This window comes from Fretibacter rubidus (assembly GCF_041429785.1).
Classification (GTDB): Bacteria; Pseudomonadota; Alphaproteobacteria; order Caulobacterales; family Maricaulaceae; genus Fretibacter; species Fretibacter rubidus.
On the sequence record NZ_CP163423.1, the window covers coordinates 3,141,561 to 3,161,225 of the forward strand.

At 48.6% G+C, this 19,665-nt stretch carries 20 protein-coding genes; 12 read left to right on the forward strand and 8 right to left on the reverse strand.

Going from position 1 to position 19,665, the window contains the following annotated elements; genetic code table 11:
- Positions 1–3 precede the first annotated feature (3 nt).
- Together AB6B37_RS14535 and AB6B37_RS14540 are read left to right on the forward strand one after the other, a co-directional pair.
- Positions 4–2,331, forward strand: a complete 2,328-nt coding sequence (locus AB6B37_RS14535; RefSeq protein ID WP_371396565.1) for an FAD-dependent oxidoreductase — start codon at positions 4–6, stop codon at positions 2,329–2,331.
- A complete protein-coding gene (locus AB6B37_RS14540; RefSeq protein WP_371396566.1) occupies positions 2,331–3,035 on the forward strand; it encodes a crotonase/enoyl-CoA hydratase family protein in 705 nt (234 codons plus the stop codon). Before AB6B37_RS14535 ends, AB6B37_RS14540 begins: the two co-directional genes overlap by 1 nt.
- A gap of 71 nt (positions 3,036–3,106) precedes the next feature.
- On the opposite strand, the gene AB6B37_RS14545 is transcribed toward AB6B37_RS14540, so the two are convergent.
- The 3 genes from AB6B37_RS14545 to AB6B37_RS14555 all read right to left on the reverse strand — a co-directional run bounded on the left by AB6B37_RS14545 (position 3,107) and on the right by AB6B37_RS14555 (position 5,684).
- Entirely contained in the window at positions 3,107–3,277 is a 171-nt protein-coding gene (locus tag AB6B37_RS14545; RefSeq protein WP_371396567.1) for a CsbD family protein, read from the reverse strand.
- 63 nt (positions 3,278–3,340) lie between these two features.
- On the reverse strand, positions 3,341–4,630 hold the full coding sequence (locus AB6B37_RS14550; RefSeq protein WP_371396568.1) for an alginate lyase family protein: 1,290 nt from the start codon (positions 4,628–4,630) through the stop codon (positions 3,341–3,343).
- Positions 4,557–5,684, reverse strand: a complete 1,128-nt coding sequence (locus AB6B37_RS14555; RefSeq protein ID WP_371396569.1) for a PQQ-dependent sugar dehydrogenase — start codon at positions 5,682–5,684, stop codon at positions 4,557–4,559. Before AB6B37_RS14555 ends, AB6B37_RS14550 begins: the two co-directional genes overlap by 74 nt.
- Before the next feature lie 107 nt (positions 5,685–5,791).
- On the opposite strand from AB6B37_RS14555, the gene AB6B37_RS14560 reads away from it, so the two are divergent.
- Positions 5,792–6,250 (forward strand): hypothetical protein, encoded by a 459-nt coding sequence (locus AB6B37_RS14560; RefSeq protein WP_371396570.1) that lies wholly within the window; start codon positions 5,792–5,794, stop codon positions 6,248–6,250.
- Here AB6B37_RS14560 and rho read toward each other — a convergent pair.
- The 3 genes from rho to hemE form a co-directional block, all read right to left on the reverse strand.
- The gene (gene rho, locus AB6B37_RS14565) at positions 6,247–7,551 is read right to left on the reverse strand and encodes a transcription termination factor Rho (RefSeq protein ID WP_371396571.1); all 1,305 of its coding nucleotides are present in this window, start codon (positions 7,549–7,551) and stop codon (positions 6,247–6,249) included. The genes AB6B37_RS14560 and rho overlap by 4 nt on opposite strands.
- Before the next feature lie 130 nt (positions 7,552–7,681).
- On the reverse strand, positions 7,682–8,119 hold the full coding sequence (hemJ, locus tag AB6B37_RS14570; protein WP_371396572.1) for a protoporphyrinogen oxidase HemJ: 438 nt from the start codon (positions 8,117–8,119) through the stop codon (positions 7,682–7,684).
- Complete coding sequence (gene hemE / locus AB6B37_RS14575; RefSeq protein ID WP_371396573.1) at positions 8,112–9,164, reverse strand: uroporphyrinogen decarboxylase; 1,053 nt, start codon at positions 9,162–9,164, stop codon at positions 8,112–8,114. The genes hemJ and hemE overlap by 8 nt, the downstream gene beginning before the upstream one ends.
- 407 nt (positions 9,165–9,571) lie before the next feature.
- On the opposite strand from hemE, the gene AB6B37_RS14580 reads away from it, so the two are divergent.
- The 5 genes from AB6B37_RS14580 to dnaQ are packed head-to-tail and all read left to right on the forward strand — an operon-like array spanning position 9,572 to position 13,219.
- Entirely contained in the window at positions 9,572–10,414 is an 843-nt protein-coding gene (locus AB6B37_RS14580; RefSeq protein ID WP_371396574.1) for a pyruvate, water dikinase regulatory protein, read from the forward strand.
- A complete protein-coding gene (locus AB6B37_RS14585; RefSeq protein ID WP_371396575.1) occupies positions 10,404–11,006 on the forward strand; it encodes a Maf family protein in 603 nt (200 codons plus the stop codon). The genes AB6B37_RS14580 and AB6B37_RS14585 overlap by 11 nt, the downstream gene beginning before the upstream one ends.
- A complete protein-coding gene (locus AB6B37_RS14590) occupies positions 11,003–11,848 on the forward strand; it encodes a shikimate dehydrogenase (protein ID WP_371396576.1) in 846 nt (281 codons plus the stop codon). The genes AB6B37_RS14585 and AB6B37_RS14590 overlap by 4 nt, the downstream gene beginning before the upstream one ends.
- On the forward strand, positions 11,845–12,492 hold the full coding sequence (gene coaE / locus AB6B37_RS14595) for a dephospho-CoA kinase (protein WP_371396577.1): 648 nt from the start codon (positions 11,845–11,847) through the stop codon (positions 12,490–12,492). The genes AB6B37_RS14590 and coaE overlap by 4 nt, the downstream gene beginning before the upstream one ends.
- Entirely contained in the window at positions 12,479–13,219 is a 741-nt protein-coding gene (gene dnaQ / locus AB6B37_RS14600; RefSeq protein ID WP_371396578.1) for a DNA polymerase III subunit epsilon, read from the forward strand. The genes coaE and dnaQ overlap by 14 nt, the downstream gene beginning before the upstream one ends.
- Before the next feature lie 5 nt (positions 13,220–13,224).
- On the opposite strand, the gene AB6B37_RS14605 is transcribed toward dnaQ, so the two are convergent.
- Together AB6B37_RS14605 and secB are read right to left on the reverse strand one after the other, a co-directional pair.
- Complete coding sequence (locus AB6B37_RS14605) at positions 13,225–13,929, reverse strand: NAD-dependent deacylase (protein ID WP_371396580.1); 705 nt, start codon at positions 13,927–13,929, stop codon at positions 13,225–13,227.
- A gap of 73 nt (positions 13,930–14,002) precedes the next feature.
- Positions 14,003–14,539, reverse strand: coding sequence for a protein-export chaperone SecB (secB, locus tag AB6B37_RS14610; RefSeq protein ID WP_371396581.1), 537 nt, complete (start codon positions 14,537–14,539; stop codon positions 14,003–14,005).
- A gap of 251 nt (positions 14,540–14,790) precedes the next feature.
- Here secB and AB6B37_RS14615 point away from each other — a divergent pair, with 251 nt between their 5' ends.
- From AB6B37_RS14615 to AB6B37_RS14630, 4 genes are all read left to right on the forward strand, one after another.
- A complete protein-coding gene (locus AB6B37_RS14615) occupies positions 14,791–15,447 on the forward strand; it encodes a Tim44/TimA family putative adaptor protein (protein ID WP_371396582.1) in 657 nt (218 codons plus the stop codon).
- Positions 15,448–15,450: 3 nt separating this feature from the next.
- Positions 15,451–16,710, forward strand: a complete 1,260-nt coding sequence (locus tag AB6B37_RS14620) for a murein transglycosylase A (protein ID WP_371396583.1) — start codon at positions 15,451–15,453, stop codon at positions 16,708–16,710.
- The gene (locus AB6B37_RS14625) at positions 16,647–17,201 is read left to right on the forward strand and encodes a Smr/MutS family protein (RefSeq protein WP_371396584.1); all 555 of its coding nucleotides are present in this window, start codon (positions 16,647–16,649) and stop codon (positions 17,199–17,201) included. The genes AB6B37_RS14620 and AB6B37_RS14625 overlap by 64 nt, the downstream gene beginning before the upstream one ends.
- Before the next feature lie 182 nt (positions 17,202–17,383).
- On the forward strand, positions 17,384–19,660 hold the full coding sequence (locus tag AB6B37_RS14630) for a TonB-dependent receptor family protein (protein WP_371396585.1): 2,277 nt from the start codon (positions 17,384–17,386) through the stop codon (positions 19,658–19,660).
- Positions 19,661–19,665 lie beyond the last annotated feature (5 nt).

Genomic DNA, 19,665 nt, shown 5'->3' on the forward strand with positions numbered 1-19,665 from the left:
AACATGAAACATTTTAAATTAGACCTAGATAGCGACGGCATTCTGCTGATCACATTTGATAGCCCCGGGCGCAGCATGAATGTGCTGTCCAATGACGTTATTGCAGAAATGCAAGAATTCACCGACAAAATTGCCACAGATGACGCCATCAAAGGGGCCGTAATTACATCAGGCAAAAAAGCCTTTTGCGCGGGCGCAGATTTGGAAGAAATGGGCGGTAATTTTGACGCCGTCAAAGAGCTGATGAAGACCGACCCAGAAGCGGCGAAAAAACAACTGTTTGAAGGCGCGTTTCAACTCAACAAAACATTTCGCGCGCTTGAGACTTGCGGAAAGCCTGTAGCGGCCGCCGTAAACGGTCTTGCGCTTGGTGGTGGTTTTGAAATTGTTCTGGCCTGTCACGCCCGTTTTGGCGCGTCTGATAATCCGTCCGTGAAATTCGGTCTACCCGAAGCCTTAATTGGCTTGTTGCCAGGTGCAGGCGGTACGCAACGTCTCCCCCGTCTTGTGGGCTTGATGGGAGCGTCAGCCGTCTTGCTGCAAGGCAAGCAGCTGTCTGTGTCTGAAGCTCAAGGTATGGGCGTATTGCAAGGCTCTGCGCCAGCCGCTGACCTTATCGATACAGCCAAACAGTGGGTAAAAGACAATCCTAAAGCCAAAGCGCCTTGGGATGCTGACCGCTTTAAATTCCCCGGTGGTGCGCCCTATACACCGCAAGGCTATCCTATGTTTGCTGGCGCGTCCGCCATGGTGCGCAAAGAAAGCTACGGCAATTACCCTGCCATGGCTAATATTCTAAAGGCCGTTTACGAGGGATCACAAGTCCCGATGGACGCCGCGCTTCGGATTGAAAGCCGTTATTTCTGTGACCTTTTAATGCGCCCTGAATCCGCCAATATGGTGCGCTCGTTATTCCTATCCAAACAAGCTTTGGAAAAAGGCGAAGCGCGTCCCAAAGGTCAAAGCAAAGGCGAGCTTAAGAAAATTGCCGTTATCGGCGCTGGTTTCATGGGCGCAGGTGTCGCCTATGTTTCAGCCCGCGCTGGCCTTGACGTTGTCCTCATCGACCGTGACCAAGAAGCCGCCGATAAAGGTAAGCAATTTACCATTGATGAGCAAAACAAGCGTCTAAAACGCGGTAAAACAACACAAGAAAAAGTCGATGCCATCGTCAACCGCATTGAGGCAACGACGGATTATTCAAAGCTAAAAGATGTCGAGCTTGTCGTTGAAGCCGTTTATGAAAACTCAGAGCTTAAAGCCAAAATCACAAAAATGGCCGAAGATGTATTGGGCGACACGGCGGTGTTTGGATCAAACACATCAACCATCCCGATTACGGATTTGGCGACGGCGTCATCGCGGCCTGATAACTTCATTGGCATCCACTTCTTTAGCCCCGTGCATAAAATGATGCTGGTGGAGATTATCAAAGGCGAAAAGACATCAGATTACGCCATTTCGCGCGCGATTGATTTCGTATCTAAGATTCGCAAAGTCCCGATTGTTGTCGAAGACACGCGTGGATTTTACGCCAATCGTTGCGTCATGCGATACATCCAAGAAGGCTATAATATGCTGTCTGAAGGTGTGAAGCCTGCGTTGATTGAAAACGGCGCGAAAATGGCGGGTATGCCCGTTGGGCCGTTATCACTACAGGACGAAGTCGCGATTGATCTCGCCTATAAGGTGATGCAGCAAACCAAACATGATTTGGGTAGCCAATATGTCGAAGGCAAAGGCGACGTCATTATTGACAAAATGCATTCATTAGAGCGGTTTGGTCGTAAAAACGGCAAAGGCTTTTATGTCTATGAAGGCCGCACAAAGCATCTCTGGCCAGAACTGGGTCAATTTGCGGTGGACGGATTGCAAGACCCGCAGCCTGATGTCAGCCAAATTAAAGACCGCCTGATGTATGCCCAAGCCATTGAGGCCGCGCGCACCATGGCCGAAGGCATTGTCCACGACCCGCGCGAAGCGGATCTGGGCTCTATCTTTGGGTGGGGCTTTGCACCGTTTACGGGTGGTGCCATCAGCTTCATCGACACCATTGGCGCGAAGCATTTTGTAAAACGCGCCGATGAGTTGCTCGAGGCTTACGGGCCGCAGTTTCAAGTCCCGCAACTGCTGCGTGATATGGCGAAATCTGGCGAGACGTTTTACGGTAAATTTGGCCGCATTGAAGACGGCGGGACTTATACCAAATCTGCGCTGAGCAAGATGTTAGAAAAAGACGTCGTCAAGCTAGCCAATGATATGGGTATTAAGGCTTCGGTTGATGATCTGAAAGCTGACACCATCGCTAAAATCCTAGAAAAGCAGGGTTAATGATGAGCGATCTTGTCAACTATACGTTAAGCGGCGGTGTTGCTACCATCGCCATGGATGACGGCAAAGCCAATGTGTTATCTACGCAAATGATTGCAGATTTGGAAACCGCCTTTGATAAGGCGGAATCAGACGATGCAATTGTGGTCCTAACGGGTCGCGAGGGTATGTTTTCTGGCGGGTTTAACCTCAAGGAAATGCAGGCTGGGCCAAAAGAAGCTATGGTTTTGACCTCGAAGGGGTCAAAGCTTGCCCGCCGTATTTTGGAATTTTCACGCCCCGTAATTTTATTGGCGACGGGACATACCATTGCCATGGGCGCGTTTTTAGCCCTGGCCTGTGATTACCGCGTGATTGTCGATGGTGATTATAAGATTGGGCTTAACGAGACATTGATTGGCATGACGATGCATAATTTTGGTATCGAGCTTGCCCGTTACCGCCTATCCAATGTTTATTTCAATCGCTGCTGTATTAATGCCGAAATTTTCAATCCCAAAGGGGCCATGCATGCGGGCTTTGTTGACCGTATTATCCCTACTGAGCAAGCCGCCATGGCAGCACCCATGATTGGTCAAATGTTTGGGCAACTTGACGCAACAGCGTTTAAGAATACCAAACGTCGGTCACGCAAAGAGATTTTCGCAATCCTCGACCAAGCCATTGCCGATGATTTAGATCCCGAGAAAATCCACGCTGTTTAAACAAACAAGACGCCACAAAAAAGGCCGCGCTTCAGTTATGAAGCGCGGCCTTTTTACGTCTATATTAGACTTTATTTTTCGAGCGCGTCTTTCGCGTCGCCAACAGCTTTTTGCACTTTGGCTTTACCTTGATCGGCAAGACCTTCGGCCTTTAGCTTTTGGTTATCTGTAGCATCGCCGACGGCTTCTTTCACTTTACCGGTCAGTTTATTGGCGGCTGATTTTACGTGTTCTGATTCCATTATCTTTTTCTCCTATGTTGTACTTAATCAACACATAAAGAGGGATAAGGTTCCGAAACCGCCTTAATTCATCCAGATAAGCGGGTGACGTAATGGAAAGTTTCGCCTGACTTCATAGACATCACTATCTGCAGCGAGGTCTTTTACCGTATCGTAATAAGAACAATCCCCTAGGGCATCACCAGCTAGTAAAAGCGACGGGTGGCGCACAGGCCAATCATCCCAATACATGACATCTTGGGCATAAGGCCATAATGATTTATCGGTGACATAGGGTTTTATAAAATCAAGGCCAAGGGACATGCTCTGCCCATTTGCTGCGCTATAGCGCCATAAATCATCTTCACGCGTCGAGGTAATCTGTGCAATGCCCGCCATAAGGTCGATCACAAACAGAGAATAGCCATAAGGTTTAGTCCGAGATAATTCTTTTGGAAATCCACCATTGGCATCCATCATATCAGCCAGATAGATATTTTTAAATTTATCTTTCACCAAAGCAGTGAGCGCCGCATCGCCCGTCAAATCAGCAAAAGCCGCAATTTGTAAAGACCATGCGATTGAATGATTGTTATGCCAATCACGTTCTTTGATGCCGTTAGGGTGGGTATTCATCCATTTTGCATAAATGTTGAACCAGGTCTTTATCGAGGCATAATCAGCAGGGTCTATCGCGCCTGCATCGCCCAACAATTTGGCCGCGCGCGCAACCTCGACTAAATGCAACGTATCAATAATGCCTATGGACCGCCCTGTATGACGGCCCTTAATCGCTTGTGCGTATAAAAGATTTGGGTTCATGCGCGTATCCGCATCAATAAACCAGGCCTTTAAATGTGTTGCGGCGGCGTCAGCATATTTTTGCTGGCCCGTGATAAGATAGGCTGATGCAAGGCTTCCTTGAATATCAGAGAACCTAATCATAGACAGGCGGTGTTTTGTGAAGTTATCAGGATTTGTTTGTCCATCGCGACGCTCATAAGGCGCATCAGGGTCACCGGGAACAGGCCACCAATAATCGCCTTCAGAATAAAAGTCATTGGGCCCGCCCGCGCTGCGGCTTGCGGTATTGGCAGTAACCGTTTCGACTTTAGCGGTCAGATAGTCATTGGCTTTGTTCAGGACGCGATCTGTGTCATCTGCGGTAATCGCACCAACATCACAGGGTGTATTTGATGCAGCCTGCCCTGTAGTTTGGGACGCATTATCTGAGCAGGCGGATATAATTAAAGCTGTACTCAGCCCTATAAACTTAATGCCCGCTTTCAGCTTCACAGAATTAATCTTGCTTGGGAATAAAACGAATAAGGCGACTGTTTTCGCCGTCGACGGCCAAAACAAGTAACGAGCCATCAAAGCCCATATCAACGTCGCGAACGCGGGCGTTAATGTCAGAGAACAATATTTCTTCACCCACAGCGATCCCATTTTCAAGGTCAACGCGCCGCACATCACGCGAGGCCAGACCACCGACAATTGCATCTCCGTTCCACTCTGGAAACATCCCGCCGCGGTAAATAATCAGGCCAGACGGGGCAATGGACGGTGTCCAAACATGCACAGGGTCAGACATGCCAGCCATTTCTGTTAATGGCGTAATTTTGGCCCCATTGTAATCAAGTCCTTGGGAGACAATCGGCCAGCCATAATTTTCACCAGGCTGTATCAAATTTAACTCATCACCCCCGCGCGGCCCGTGCTCATGCGCCCAGAGGCTATTGGTGAAAGGATCAAAAAATAGGCCCTGCACGTTACGGTGACCAATGGAAATATTTTGTGCCGGCGGGGGCGTGAGTTTTATAATTTTACCCAGATCAGATTTGCGGTCTTGCGCAGCCTCGCGAAACTCAAAGCCGTCACCCGTGGACAGTGCCACTGTCCCGCCCGGAAGAAAAGACAGGCTGCCCCCAAAATGCGCCGCGCCAGATTTCAAAGGGTTTGCTGTGAAAACCTCTGAGATATTGATAAGTTTATCCCCGTCCAGTTCGGCCACTATTACCGCCGTCCCGTTTTCAGCTTCCGTGCCGCGCGCATAGGATAAATATAGAAAATTATTTTCTACGAAATCTGCGCTCAACATAACATCAAAAAGACCGGCTTGGTTGCCGACAAATATATCGTCAGGCAGCCCTGTTATGATTGTGGTCTCACCATTTTGAACGCGCTTTAACGTTCCGCCGCGCTCTGTTATTAAAAAACCACCACCAGGTAAGCTCGCAAAAGCCCAAGGCGTATCCAAGCCTTCGGCCAATACTTCAGTGGTGTAATCCGCCATCATAGTTTTGGGTAGATCCGGTGCGACTTGTTTTTCCATACACGCGCTCAGGCCGACAGCACTCACTATGGCCAAAGTTGTAACAGATTTTAAAAGACCGCAGTAATATGAATGGAATTTAAAAAATGACACGACATTATCCTTCAAAGGCAGACTCGGGTGTTTATATTTAGCATTGCGCATAATTGCTATCAGGCGCTATCATAATACGAAATTACATATAATAGAGTTATAGACAGATGGCAGTTTTTATAAAGCGCGTTTTTGCCCTTCTCATCGCCAGTCTTGTGGCTGGTGTGACGGGATCTGTCATGTCGACCTATCGTACCATTATAGATTTGCGTGAAATCGGTGCGCCTATATCGGACGGTACCGCCTTTTCAACAGCTCTATATGACGTACAGCACTTCGCACCACTTTATACGCTATTTATCACCATCGCTTTTTTAATCGCATTCTTGGTTTCTGGCGGGCTTTACAAAACAATAAAATTTGGGCGCCCGATTATTTATATCGTCGCTGGCGCTACCGCAATTTTAGTAATGTTATATCTTATGAAACAGGTGTTTTTTGGCGTTCCGATTGTCGCGGGCGCAAGGGATAATACTGGACTGCTACTGCAAATACTCGCTGGTGGATTAGGCGGGCTGTGTTTTGCGCTCTTGTCTAAAACAAAAGCGCAAAGCAAAATTGCTTAGGTATTCATACTATCAAAGAAATCTGCATTGTTTTTAGTATCTTTTAATTTCGATATCAGAAATTCAATCGCGTCCATTGTGCCCATCGGGTTTAAGATACGGCGCAGGACATAGGTCTTTTGCAAATCAACAGGATTAATCAAAAGCTCTTCTTTTCGTGTCCCTGATTTGGTGACATCAATCGCGGGGAAAACGCGTTTATCGGCAACCTTACGGTCAAGTACAATCTCACTATTGCCCGTACCTTTGAACTCTTCGAAAATAACTTCGTCCATACGAGATCCCGTATCAATCAAGGCTGTCGCAATAATTGTAAGTGATCCACCTTCTTCGATATTCCGGGCGGCACCAAAGAAACGCTTTGGACGTTGCAGCGCATTCGCATCCACACCACCTGTTAAAACCTTACCAGAGCTTGGAACGACAGTGTTATAAGCTCGGCCAAGACGCGTGATACTATCGAGCAAAATGACAACATCTTTACCGTGTTCAGTCAGACGCTTTGCTTTTTGAATGACCATTTCCGCCACTTGTACGTGACGGGTCGCAGGTTCATCAAAAGTAGAACTGACGACCTCCCCTTTAACGCTGCGCTGCATGTCGGTCACCTCTTCGGGGCGTTCATCAATGAGCAAGACAATAACGTAACACTCAGGGTGATTGGCCTCGATAGAGTGCGCAATGTTTTGCAGCAAGACAGTTTTACCTGTACGCGGCGGCGCAACGATCAAAGCCCGCTGACCTTTACCGAGCGGGGAGACAATATCAATGATCCGGCCTGAACGGTCTTTGCGTGTTGGGTCATCAATTTCCATTTTCATCCGTTCATCAGGATAAAGTGGGGTTAAATTATCAAAATGCGCTTTATTACGGGCGCGCTCTGGCGTTTCAAAATTAAGGGAATCAACTGTAGTGAGCGCAAAATAACGCTCCGCGTCACGGGGGCTACGAATTTCACCCGACACAGTATCGCCTGTCCGCAGGCCGTATTTGCGAATTTGTTTTGGCGTAACATAGATATCATCAGGACCAGGTAGATAGTTCGCCTCTGGCGCGCGCAAGAACCCAAATCCGTCTTGTAAAACCTCTAGCACGCCAGATCCGTTAATTTGAATATCATCCTCAGCGAGGTCTTTTAGGACAGAGAAGAAAATCTCTTGCTTACGCATAGACCCTGCATTTTCAATCCCAACAGCTTCGGCAAAAGCAATCAATTCAGCGGGTTTTTTAACCTTTAAGTCTTCAAGGCTTATAGATTTAAGCGTTTCAAGGTCAGCAATGGTCACGTCTTGTGCGGGCATAATATGTCTTTAGGAAAGGGTCGTTGAGAGAAGTGATAGCGTTAGAGCAAAATTCAATAGGAATATATCACAAACAGCCGGACGGCGTATAACTGTCCCTAATCCTAAAGCATTTGGTCGTCAAGCCTGTTTAAAAAGGTTTCACAATAGCCATAACGACGATGATAATCGTTGCCACAGCGGGTATTTCGTTAATCATGCGAAAGAACTTTTCAGATTTTGGGCGCTGGCCCGCTTTGAACCGTTTTCGCATTTTGGATAAGAATCCATGATATCCCATCAAAAAGAATACCAAAACCAGCTTAATCCAGAGCCAAGCTGAATTTTTTAAGGTCTCTATATTATAACCGATTAAAACAAGACCCAGTAAAAACGCCACAATCATCGCAGGGTTCATGATAATGCGCATGAGTTTTTCTGCGGCCTCAATCATCTTGGCTTCTAATTCCCCACCGGGTTTAGACGCACTGTGATACACATATAGGCGCGGCAAATATAAGAGTCCTGCCATCCAAAAAATAACAGCACACAAATGAGCCGCTTTTACCCAAAGATAAAGATCAAACATAATCACCCTCGCCTGTTCGCAAATGATTTATAACGGCATGAACATTATCAATTTTAACATCTGGTGATACGCCGTGGCCAAGATTGAAAATATAGGGTCCGCCAGCCCGCTTTGCATCATTTAGAACTGCCTGAACGGCTCGCCGCAAAACGTCGCCGCCGATGCGTAAGGCGAGTGGGTCGAGATTGCCTTGTATGGCTCGGTCCTGGCCAACATATTTACGTAGTTCCGTGAGCGGCGTGTCAGTACCAGCAGCGACGCCTTGTGTTTTTATCGTGTCACAATAATGCGTAAGATTTAGGCCCGCCGCACGCGGAAACCCAATGATAGGAATATCAATCCCGGCATCACGCACACGGTTAATCATAATTTGTGTTGGCTTCACCACAAGCTTATCAAAAAGTGGTGCTGAAAGACCTTGCGCCCAGCTTTCAAATATTTTCAGCGCGTCAGCGCCTGCTTTTGCTTGACCAATGAGATAATCAGCAGAGCTGACCGCAATCGCATTTAATAAATCATCCATGGCTTGAGGGTGTTCATAAGCAAACCGTTTAGCGACTTCCTTATCGGGAGTCCCGCGACCCTCGAGCATATAGGTTGCTACTGTCCAAGCCCCACCACAAAAGCCGATAAGCGCTTTATCATCAGACAATTCACCACGTACGCGTGATACTGTTTCCCAAACGGAACTTATCCGTTCAGCAGCGCCGTCAATCGTTAAGCGCTTTACATCATCAACGCTCATAGGATCAAGGATAGGGCCAACGCCTTTTTCAAAGCGCACATCCCGTCCAAGACCAATCGGTATTAAAAGAATATCTGCAAAGAGTATCGCCGCATCCATATCATAGCGTTCAATGGGTTGGAGCGTTACACGTGCTGCTTTTTCAGGTGTAAAACAAAAATCAATAAACCCAGCAGTAGAGGCACGCACAGCTTTATATTCAGCAAGGTGTCGCCCTGCTTGACGCATCATCCATATAGGTGCGGGTGTTATGGTTTCACCGGATAGAACGCGAAGGATTTTAGGTGTTGCGTTTGTCATAAAACTCACAGGTCTAAGCCTCTTAAAACTCAAAAAATATTTTAAATAAAAGAGTGATAGTAATAGGGTGTGTGGCTATGTGAACAATCTTAAGACTTTGTAAAGACTGTTTAATAATATGTTAAAAAATGCGTTTATCCTTGTTTTTGGATAAGTGCAAATTGTTATCCTGACTATGGGGATAAATATGATTTTAATAGCTATCTATGAACTGCGGAGCTGTGGATAATATTGTGAGTATTATTGAACTTAATTTTATCCCCAATCTTACTCTTTTGCTCCTGTGTAAATTAACATCTGTGCTTAAACCTTCTGACGGTTGTATGTTTATGGGCATTGACCACAACAAGTTAAGGTGAGCGCCCTTATATGTGGACAAATCATGTGAAGCTGGCATAACTTTAACTATGCCGCGAAATCCAAATATATCGATTTATTTTCATGTCCATCTTGTCTCTGATTCAACAGGTGAAACGCTTGTTGGGACAATGAAAGCAACCACAGCGCAGTTTCGCAATGCCACAGCGCTAGAGCATTTACACTCGCTGGTGCGTTCAGAAGAACAAATGGAGCGCACACTAAACGATATTGAAAATCGCCCTGGTGTTGTCCTTTACACGCTTGTTAATCCTGATCGCCGGCGCATGCTCGAAGAACGTTGCGCTATGTTAAATATTCCTGCCGTGTCTATTTTAGATCCGTCTTTGGCTATGTTGGGACGCTACCTTGGTGCGCCTGTGCAACAGGCCGTCGCGGCGCAACACAACCTTGATAGCGATTATTATGACCGTATCGCAGCACTAGATTTTGCGATGGTTCATGATGATGGTCAAAATCAAATGGGGCTTAAAGATGCTGATATTATTCTCTTAGGTGTCAGTCGGACATCTAAAACACCGACAAGTATTTATCTAGCCAATCGGGGGTATAAGACCGGTAACATACCCCTTGTCCCGAATGTCCCGTGGCCTAAACATATCGAGAGTTATAAAACCCCTTTTATTGTTGGTTTATTCGCGTCACCATCCCGTATCGTACAAATTCGCCAACAGCGTCTTGAAAATCTTCAGGCAGGCACGTCAGATTATACGGATGAGCAGAGCGTGCGGGACGAGATGCAAAAAGCCAAACGCATGTTTATAAAAATGGGCTATCCTGTTGTTGACGTCACAAGGCGTTCCATCGAAGAGACGGCCGCGCAAATTATCAACTTGTACCAAGATTATAAAGACAATCAAAATGGCGCATAACATTCCAATAATATTAGCATCAGGTAGTCAAATACGAGCGGACATATTGCGGGGTGCAGGCGTTGATTTTAAGGTCGTCACAAAAGCTGTTGATGAAGCGGCTATTAAATCGGCAATGTTATCAGAAGGCGCAGCGATTGCTGATATCGCTGACGCTTTGGCGGAAGCTAAATCAATGCGTGTATCCCGCTCTACAGAAGGCCTTGTCATTGGGGCAGACCAAATCATGGAAATGGACGGGCAGCTTTTTGATAAACCCAAGGATATGGCAGAAGCCCGAGAGCGTCTTTTGCAAATGCGCGGTAAAACACATCACTTGATTGGGGCTGTCGTTATTTCTGAAAACGCGCGGCCGGTGTGGCGGCACCGAGCAAAAACGGCCTTAAGTGTGCGGGACTTTAGCGAAGCGTTTCTTGATGAATATTTGGCAGCAGAGGGCGAAACTATCTTAAAAGCTGTAGGCGCTTATAAATTTGAAGGCCGTGGATCTCAGTTATTTTCACATGTCGAGGGCGATTTTTTCTCAATTCTTGGCTTATCACTTTTACCTGTGCTCGATTATTTACGGGTTAGAGGCTGCGTTAAAACATGACTCGCCCTATCCCCAAATTAGCGGGTGTTTGTGGCTGGCCTATTCACCATTCATTATCACCGCAAATGCATAGCTTTTGGTTACGCGAAATGGGGCTTGCGGGGGCTTATGTCCATTTTGCCGTTCGCCCAGATGAAGCTGTCCGTGCCTTTCAGTCTTTGAAACAAACGTCCATTGCGGGTGTGAATGTGACCCTACCTTTAAAAGAGCTTGCCTATGAGGCGGCTGATATCGTTACAGATGATGCTAAGAAACTGGGTGTTGCCAATTGTCTCTACAAGCGAGACGGGCAGCTGATTGCTCATAATACGGATTTAGAAGGCTTTGCGACGCCGCTGATTCGTGCCCTTGGCCCGCGCACGATTGCGAATACCCCCGTGATTATCTACGGCACAGGGGGGGCTTCACGGGCGGTTATAGGTGCGCTATTGTCGTTAAATTGTCCAGAAATTCGCTTATGCGGTCGCACAGATAATCGCGCAGAAGCCGTGGTTGATGATTTCAATGTGCCAAGCCTTTACGCTGTGCCGTGGGCGATGCGTCATGACGGCATCGGGGGTGCAGGGGTTATTATTAATGCCAGTGCCGCCGGGATGAAGGGTTATCCTGCGCTGGATGTCGACCTAACGCTCGCCTCGCCTGGGGCGCTTGTTTATGATTTGATTTACACGCCAGAAGTCACGCCGTTACTCAAAGCCGCAAAAAGCCAAGGCTTACCCAGTATTGGGGGCCTTGATATGCTCATTGCGCAAGCGCGACCCAGCTTTAAGCTCTTTTTTGGGCAAACCCCACCCGAGACGCTAGACCCCACAGATTTGCTGCGCAAAACTTTAAACTCATGAGCCTAGCTGCCGCGGACAAACACAGATCAGCGCCGATAATCATTGGGCTAACGGGATCTATTGGGATGGGGAAAACAACGACGGCTGAAATGTTTGAGGACCTAGGCTGCCCGGTGTTTGACGCCGATGCCGCTGTACACCGTCTTTATGCCAAAGGCGGGCAGGCTGTGCCGCTGATACGGGCTGTTTTTCCTGACGCGGTTAACGACGGCGCCGTTGATCGGGCCATATTGGGCAAATATATGCGAGAAGACCCCTTGCAGCTCACTGTGCTAGAGAGCTTTATTCATCCCATGGTCACGGATATGCGCTCTCAGTTTTTACAGAGAGCTAAAGCATCGGCTGCGGATATTGTTGTTTTTGATATTCCGCTTTTATTTGAAACCGGTGGTGACGTCCTTGTTGACAAAGTTGTTGTTGTAACGGCCCCTGCGCATGTGCAGCGAGAGCGCGTGATGGCGCGGGAGGGGATGACCGAAGACTTATTTAAGATGATATTGTCGCGTCAATTGCCAGATGCGCAGAAACGTATCCGCGCAGATTATACAATTTTTACGCACCGCGGACTAGAAGAAGCGCGCGAACAGGTGCAGGATATACTCACTGATTTAAGACAGAATGGAATAAATCGTGAACCATCCTGATACTATGAAGCGCGCGGAAAATGGCCACCGGGAAATTGTCTTTGATACAGAGACAACGGGGTTTGACGCGCGCGGCGATGACCGCATCACTGAAATCGGCTGTATTGAGATTATTGACTTTTTACCGACGGGTCGCAGCTTTCATGCCTATTGCAATCCCCAACGCGAAGTCCCTGAGAAAGTTGTCGAGATTACAGGCCTGACAACCGAGTTTTTGCGTGACAAACCTTTGTTTAAATCCGTCGCGCAGGACTTTATTGACTTTCTGGGCGATAGCCCGCTGATTGCGCATAATGCGGATTTTGATAAAGGCTTTATCAATGCAGAGCTTGATCGCGCGGGCTTTCCCATGCTGCCAGATAAGCGCTTTATCGATACGCTGCGTATGGCGCGGGCTCAATTTCCAGGGAGTCCCGCGACGCTAGATGCCTTGTGTAAGCGTTTTGATATATCGCTTAGCGCGCGGGATAAGCACGGCGCCATCATTGATAGTGAGCTTTTGGCGGCGGTGTATTTAGAACTAAACGGGGGTCGGGAACGCCGCTTTGGGTTTAAAGACGCGCGTGCAACTGTAGACTCTGTCGTCGTGCCGATTGCCAGACCAAGACCAACGCCTTTGGCCCCGCTGTCTAGTCAAGATGAGCGCGCGTCCCACGCAGCGTTTATCAAAAGCCTCGGCGATGACATGGTATGGGAAACGCGTTATTGGTCTAAGAGCCGGGGGTAATGAGCTCAGTTCTCGTTCAAAACGGCGTCCACCCATTGAGGAACAATTTTACTGGCGGGGCCGAGCTGACTATCATCAAAATAATGCGATCCTTGAGAGCGCTCTAAATTTAGCTCTAGCGTCTGGGCGCCATATGCCGTGGCCATTTGGACAAAACCTGCCGCCGGATAAACGGCTCCGCTGGTTCCGATAGAAACAAATAAATCACAAGATGACAGCGCCGCCTCAATCCTATCCATATGATAAGGCATTTCACCAAACCAGACGATATCTGGCCGCGTTGTATCACTAGTCTTGCAGGTGATGCAAATCTGTCCCGTCTTAATATCTTGCGCGTGGTTCCACCGATGATTGCACGCGGTGCAAAACACTGACGTTAGCTGTCCGTGCATATGGATAACATCTGTTGATCCGCCGCGCTCATGCAAGTCATCGACGTTTTGTGTCACTAAGGTCACCGAGCCATCTTGCCTCAATAGCCTGTGCTCTAGTTTTGCAAGTGCGATATGGGCTGCATTGGGTTTTACGGTTTTTAGGGCTGCGCGACGCAGGTTATAAAACCGCTGCACAAGGTCTGGATCGCGGGCGTAGCCCTCGGGTGTGGCCACGTCTTCTATACGGTGGTTTTCCCAAAGGCCCCCTGCGTCCCTAAAGGTCTCAATGCCACTTTCTGCCGATATTCCGGCGCCCGTTAAGATAACAATGTTCATAGTGTATGATACCGAATTTAAAGCCAAATAAAAAGCCGTCCAATTGGACGGCTTAATATAATTATATTTGGTTTTAATTCTTTGTTTCCGATGCTGCGCGGCGCATAAGCTCTTCGCGGAACATAGCTGCGAAATCCGGCGGCTCCAACATGATGGGCGGATAGCCTCCGTTTTGCGTCATTTGCGCCATAATCTGACGGGCAAAGGGGAACAACAGACGCGGACATTCAATTAGGATAAGAGGCTGGATTTCATCAACGTTGACGTTTTGGAAGGCAAAAAGCCCTGCATATTCCAGCTCTGCGATAAAGGCGACTTGTTCACCGCGCCGTGCATCCGCCCGCAGCATCAGGACAACTTCGACGGTGTCATCGGCCAGCATTTGGCGACCAATTTCAATATTAATTGAAATTTCTGGTGCAGCCATACCTGTACGCAGGCTTTCAGGGGCGTTGGGGTTCTCAAAGCTTTGGTCTTTTGTGTATTGTGCCAAAACGGACAACATTGGACCACCTTGTTGCGCCTCTACCGCTTCGGTTTCAGGCGCGGCGGCGGGGGCTTTATCAGCTGGAGCTTTGTCCTCTTTTTTGTCTTTAGGTTTTTTGGCCATGCCTCATCCTTTAATATATGCGTTATAGTTTCACAGCCAAACGACTGACTATCTGCATATAGGGAAAGCGACCTATATATACCACCCGCCCGCTCGTTTTTCTTGTAATCGGGCGTAAGGGCTTGATTAACGTCTAAACAGAGCGCTAATGCGTAGGGATTTCATGTCGCAAGCCATTGCGAAGCTTGCAATAAACCCTAAGTTAAGGGTCGGTGGACTATCCCATCCAATACCCGTTTTATGGACTAATTATGTTTGAAGTTATCTTATATGCTGCGATTGCGACAATTGTTTGCGTTATGCTTTACACCGTTTTGGGTAAATCAGTCGGCCACGGCGAAGATAACCCTGTCGATATTTTCAATGATGATCAGCCAGATGCCCCTAAAATTATAGAGCCCGTCATTGAAACATCTTCGGTTGATGGTATGGGCGCCGTGATTGCCTTGGATAAGGGGTTTCGCCAAAAAGAGTTTGTTGAAGGGGCAAAGACGGCCTACGTCATGATTTTAGAGGCGTTTGCTGACGGGGACAAAGAGACACTTAAATCGCTGCTGGTTGATGATGTTTATAATGTCTATGCAAATGCCATAGAGGCTCGCGAAGATTTAGGTCATCGTCAGGTCACAGATTTGGGCCGCTTAATTGGCGCGAAAATTGTTCAGGGTGAAACGGATGGGAAATGGATGCGTGTATCCGTTGAATATGAAGCAGAATTAGCGTCCTCCATTGTGGACGCAGAGGGGGAGCTTGTCGAAGGTGACCCTGACGTGTTGGCGAATGTTTCAGAGATTTGGACTTACACACGCAAAGCTGGCTCATCTGACCCTAACTGGCTTTTAGCGGATGTTGCGCCCTCGACTGGCGATGAGCTGGAAGCTGACCCAACGCCTGATACATCGGCCTAAACCTTGAGGTTTCGCGGGATTATTATTGGCTTTGCCATTATAAGTCTGGCGGCCTGCGCTACGGTTCCGGGTGTTGATGCGCCGCCGACCGAACCCGCAGCGGATACAACGGGTGTTATTGTTGCCGAACCAGAGGCATCGCCAAAGTCTGCGCCTGCCGTCACGTCCCCTGTTCCTGCTGCGCCTGAACCACCGAAAGACGCGCCGCCGCCTGTTGCTGACATTCGTGTTTATGAATCACCGCTCACGGACCTTGCCCATTGGCGTGCGGCGGACCACCGTCCCGCCCTGTCGTCGTTTCGGCGCAGTTGTCAGCGTTGGGAAAAAACAGAGAACAATAAACCTTTAAATAGTTACTTACCTGAATACGGAACATATGGAGATTGGTCGGGAGCGTGCGAGCTCGCGATGCTTGTGGGTGATAGCTCTAAAGACGCGCGCGTCTTTTTTGAAAACCAATTCGCCCCTGTGCCCTTATCAGCGCAGAACGGCGAGCGTGGTTTGTTGACGGGTTATTATCAGCCAGAGCTAGAGGTAAGGCGCGTCCCTACACCAGAGTTTTCTGAACCCATTTTAGCCGTACCGACAAAGGACCGCTTTAAGACATTACCACGCTCTAAAATTACGCCGCGCACGTCACGCGTGATTGCTTATGGTCGTCCGCTCGAAGTCTTTTTTATGCAAATCCAAGGATCGGGCCATATTCGTTTTGAAGATGGCCGTAAAATTCGCGCGGCTTATGCGGGTAATAACGGCTTTGATTATACGTCTATTGGCGGTGTGCTTATTCGGCGCGGCGATACGACTAAAGACCGGTCTGCCAAACGGGACATAGAAGCATGGATGCGAAAGGCTGGGCCGAAAGCCGCCCGCGATTTGATGAATGAAAACAAGCGCTATATTTTCTTTACAGAGCAAAAGATTGAAGAGGGCGAAGGCCCAATGGGCGGGATGCGTGTTCCCTTGACGGATATGGGGTCAATGGCCGTTGATCCGCGCTATCATCCTTATGGCGCGCTGATTTGGTTGCAGGTCAAAATTCCACAAGAGGCCGGGGATTACCGCGGCACAGAACAGGGCCTTTTATTATCCGCGCAAGATACGGGCAAAGCGATTGTCGGCGCTTTGCGCGGTGATATTTATTTTGGATCTGGCGATGCGGCGGGGGCCAAAGCGGGCGTTATGAAACATAATGGGCAATGGACATTATTATTGCCACGGGCTCTGGCGGAGCGGTTATTGGCGCAGCAGCGTCAGAGCTAATTATGTCCTTGCGACCCGAGGATAAAAAAATTTGGCAAAAGGTGGCACGTACAGTTGCCCCCCGTCGTCGTGATAAAGGGAAGGGGTCTGCGAAGCCCGATCCGACCCGCGAAGACTTTGCTAGCCTCTTGCGCCTACCCCCATCAGAGAAGCCAAGCGCAAAGCCGCTTCCCAAAAGCCTTGATGTTAATAACGACAAACGGGTGCGGCGGGGACGGGTCGACATTGATGCGACAATTGATTTGCATGACCTCACCCAAAGCCAAGCCCGCCCGGCTTTGGTGAAAGCTGTCATTCGGTCTTATAACCAGAACTTCACAACGCTTTTGGTCATCACGGGAAAAGGTATAAGGGGTGAAGGCGTATTGCGCCAAAATTTTCCCGAATGGATTTCGCAAGTCCCCATCCGTCCGTTAATCGCAACCTATGCGCCCGCTCATATTAAACATGGCGGCGGTGGGGCGTGGTATGTTTTTTTGAAATCTCGGTAGTCCTATAAGGGGCGGGACCCTGTATTTTAAAGCGCTTATGACTGCGTCCTCTCACAGTTTCCTAACCATAGGAATGGCGCTGTTTTTATTTGTAATTAAGAACGATTTGCACTTGCAAATATAGTGTGGCCTGTTATCAGCCCCGTAATGCGAACCATTCGCAACAATAAAATTACGGATATATGATGTTTAGCTTACGCCGCGCCTCAATTGGCTCTGTCGCTCTCCCCGCCTTTTTGATCATAACGTCATCGGGGTCTGCATTTGCACAGGATACCCAAAACGCCTCGGGAAATAATGTTTATAACGGTCTTGATGTTATCACGGTGACGGGTGCGCGCCAGTCGCCCGATGATATTTCGGGATCTGTGACGTTTATTGGCCCCGAAGAACTTGCCTTGCAAAGCTACTCAGATCTAAGCCGCGTATTGCGCTTGGCTCCGGGTGTGAATATTCAAGAAGAAGACGGCTATGGCCTGCGGCCTAATATTGGTTTGCGCGGATCGGGGTCGGACCGGTCGTCTAAGGTTCTTTTGATGGAAGACGGCGTGTTAATGGCACCCGCACCCTATTCTGCGCCAGCCGCTTATTACGTCCCCATGACAGGCCGCATGAACGCCGTGGAAGTGACCAAAGGCCCCGCGACGGTAAAATACGGCCCCAATACAACGGCAGGGGCCATCGCCTTTTTCTCGACCCCAATTCCAACGGAGCCGCGTGCCTTTGCCGATATTTTGGTGTCTGATCAAGGCCGTCAAAAAATACACGCTTATGCGGGCAATGAAATTCAACTCAACGGTTTTAAACTTGGCGGTCTTGTTGAAACTTACCAAGATCACGCTGACGGGTTTAAAGAAATTGCGCGCGGTGATACGGGCTTTGCGATTGAGGATTATGTTGTCAAATTAGGACTGCGGTCTGATGATGACCGCCATAGCCTCCAATTAAAATATCAATATAAAGACGAGGTCTCGGACGAGACCTATCTTGGCCTGACGCAATCTGACTTTGACGCTAATCCTTATCAGCGCTATGCAGCAAGCCAGCTTGACGAAATGGTCAATGATCATACGACCTATCAACTCACCCATAATTTTACGATTAATCGTGATTGGACGCTGACAACGATCGGCTACCGCACAGAGTTTGCGCGCAATTGGCGAAAGCTTGACCGCTTTGATAATTCAAGCTTATCGGGCCAAAGCGTCTGTCAAAGCTTAGATAGTATTTTATCTAATGAAGCTTTATGTGGTGCAGAGCTTGCGGTGCTGCGCGGTGATGCGGGTCTTGTGAGCGCGGATGATGTGTTGCAATTACGTGCAAACAACCGCGAATATTACGCCCAAGGTATTCAGTCCGCGATTGGCGGCACATTTATTACGGGCGAGCTTACACATAATCTTGTTGCGTCTGTGCGCTATCATGAGGATGGCGTTGACCGTTTCCAAGACCAAGATGGATACCGAATTGATAATGGCGCGATGGTTCTGACCACTGATAATGCACCCGGCACTCAAGCCAACCGCATTTCCGATGCGACGGCGTTGTCGCTTTATATTGAAGATAGCATAACGGCGGGTCCGTGGACGGTAACAGCGGGTGTGCGGTATGAAGATGTCCGCTCGCAACAAGAGCGCTGGGATACGCCTGATCGAAACCTCACCCCGTCATCCGTGCGTGAAAACAATTACACAGAGTTTTTACCGGCCCTATCAGCAAGCTATGCGCTCAATGACGCTTTGACCGTCTTGGGCGGTATTCACCGCGGTTTTGCAGCGGCCCCTGTGTCCTCGCGTGTTGGTACAGACCCCGAAGAAAGCACAGTCTATGAAGCGGGCTTTCGTTTGCGCGGTGACAGCCTTGGTTATTCTGGATTTAAGATCGACGCGATTGGGTTTTTTAATGATTACTCTAACTTGCTCGGCGAATGCACAAATTCCACGGGCGGTAGTCAATGCGATATTGGCGATGCCTTTAACGGCGGCGCCGTTGATGTCAAAGGGTTGGAGTTAACGGCGTCCAACACTTACGACATAGGCGGAACTTTAACTCTGCCGCTATCGCTGAGCTATACTTATACAGATACTGAGTTCCTCACGACATTTTCAGATAGTTTTTGGGGAAGTGTCGCGGCGGGTGATGCCCTGCCCTATGTCCCAAGCCACCAATTCACGGTGAGTGTCGGGCTTGAGGGCGAGCGGTTTGGTCTTAACGGTGTTCTCAACACAGTATCAGACACACGCAATGTCGCGGGGCAAGGCTCTATTAATAACAACGACTTAATCGGTGGTCGGACTTTGGTTGATTTATCAGGGCATTATGACCTGACAGAGCGTGTGGCTTTGCGGGTTAAGGTCGAGAACCTGTTTGATAAGGCCTATGTCGCTGCGCGCCGTCCTTATGGTCTTCGGCCTGGCAAGCCGCGCGAGATTTTTGTCGGGGCTACATTTGATTTTTAGGCGGG

What these genes read in the sequence shown, in the direction of transcription:
- AB6B37_RS14540 (WP_371396566.1), top strand. Translation starts at nt 2,331, where the DNA reads ATGATGAGCGATCTTGTCAACTATACGTTAAGCGGCGGTGTTGCTACC.
- hemJ (WP_371396572.1), bottom strand. Translation starts at nt 8,119, where the DNA reads ATGTTTGATCTTTATCTTTGGGTAAAAGCGGCTCATTTGTGTGCTGTT.
- secB (WP_371396581.1), bottom strand. Translation starts at nt 14,539, where the DNA reads ATGGCCAAAAAACCTAAAGACAAAAAAGAGGACAAAGCTCCAGCTGAT.
- AB6B37_RS14550 (WP_371396568.1), bottom strand. Translation starts at nt 4,630, where the DNA reads ATGGCTCGTTACTTGTTTTGGCCGTCGACGGCGAAAACAGTCGCCTTA.
- AB6B37_RS14630 (WP_371396585.1), top strand. Translation starts at nt 17,384, where the DNA reads ATGATGTTTAGCTTACGCCGCGCCTCAATTGGCTCTGTCGCTCTCCCC.
- AB6B37_RS14535 (WP_371396565.1), top strand. Translation starts at nt 4, where the DNA reads ATGAAACATTTTAAATTAGACCTAGATAGCGACGGCATTCTGCTGATC.
- hemE (WP_371396573.1), bottom strand. Translation starts at nt 9,164, where the DNA reads ATGACAAACGCAACACCTAAAATCCTTCGCGTTCTATCCGGTGAAACC.
- rho (WP_371396571.1), bottom strand. Translation starts at nt 7,551, where the DNA reads ATGCCCGCACAAGACGTGACCATTGCTGACCTTGAAACGCTTAAATCT.
- coaE (WP_371396577.1), top strand. Translation starts at nt 11,845, where the DNA reads ATGAGCCTAGCTGCCGCGGACAAACACAGATCAGCGCCGATAATCATT.
- AB6B37_RS14585 (WP_371396575.1), top strand. Translation starts at nt 10,404, where the DNA reads ATGGCGCATAACATTCCAATAATATTAGCATCAGGTAGTCAAATACGA.
- AB6B37_RS14605 (WP_371396580.1), bottom strand. Translation starts at nt 13,929, where the DNA reads ATGAACATTGTTATCTTAACGGGCGCCGGAATATCGGCAGAAAGTGGC.
- AB6B37_RS14625 (WP_371396584.1), top strand. Translation starts at nt 16,647, where the DNA reads ATGGACATTATTATTGCCACGGGCTCTGGCGGAGCGGTTATTGGCGCA.
- AB6B37_RS14615 (WP_371396582.1), top strand. Translation starts at nt 14,791, where the DNA reads ATGTTTGAAGTTATCTTATATGCTGCGATTGCGACAATTGTTTGCGTT.
- AB6B37_RS14545 (WP_371396567.1), bottom strand. Translation starts at nt 3,277, where the DNA reads ATGGAATCAGAACACGTAAAATCAGCCGCCAATAAACTGACCGGTAAA.
- AB6B37_RS14590 (WP_371396576.1), top strand. Translation starts at nt 11,003, where the DNA reads ATGACTCGCCCTATCCCCAAATTAGCGGGTGTTTGTGGCTGGCCTATT.
- AB6B37_RS14580 (WP_371396574.1), top strand. Translation starts at nt 9,572, where the DNA reads ATGCCGCGAAATCCAAATATATCGATTTATTTTCATGTCCATCTTGTC.
- AB6B37_RS14560 (WP_371396570.1), top strand. Translation starts at nt 5,792, where the DNA reads ATGGCAGTTTTTATAAAGCGCGTTTTTGCCCTTCTCATCGCCAGTCTT.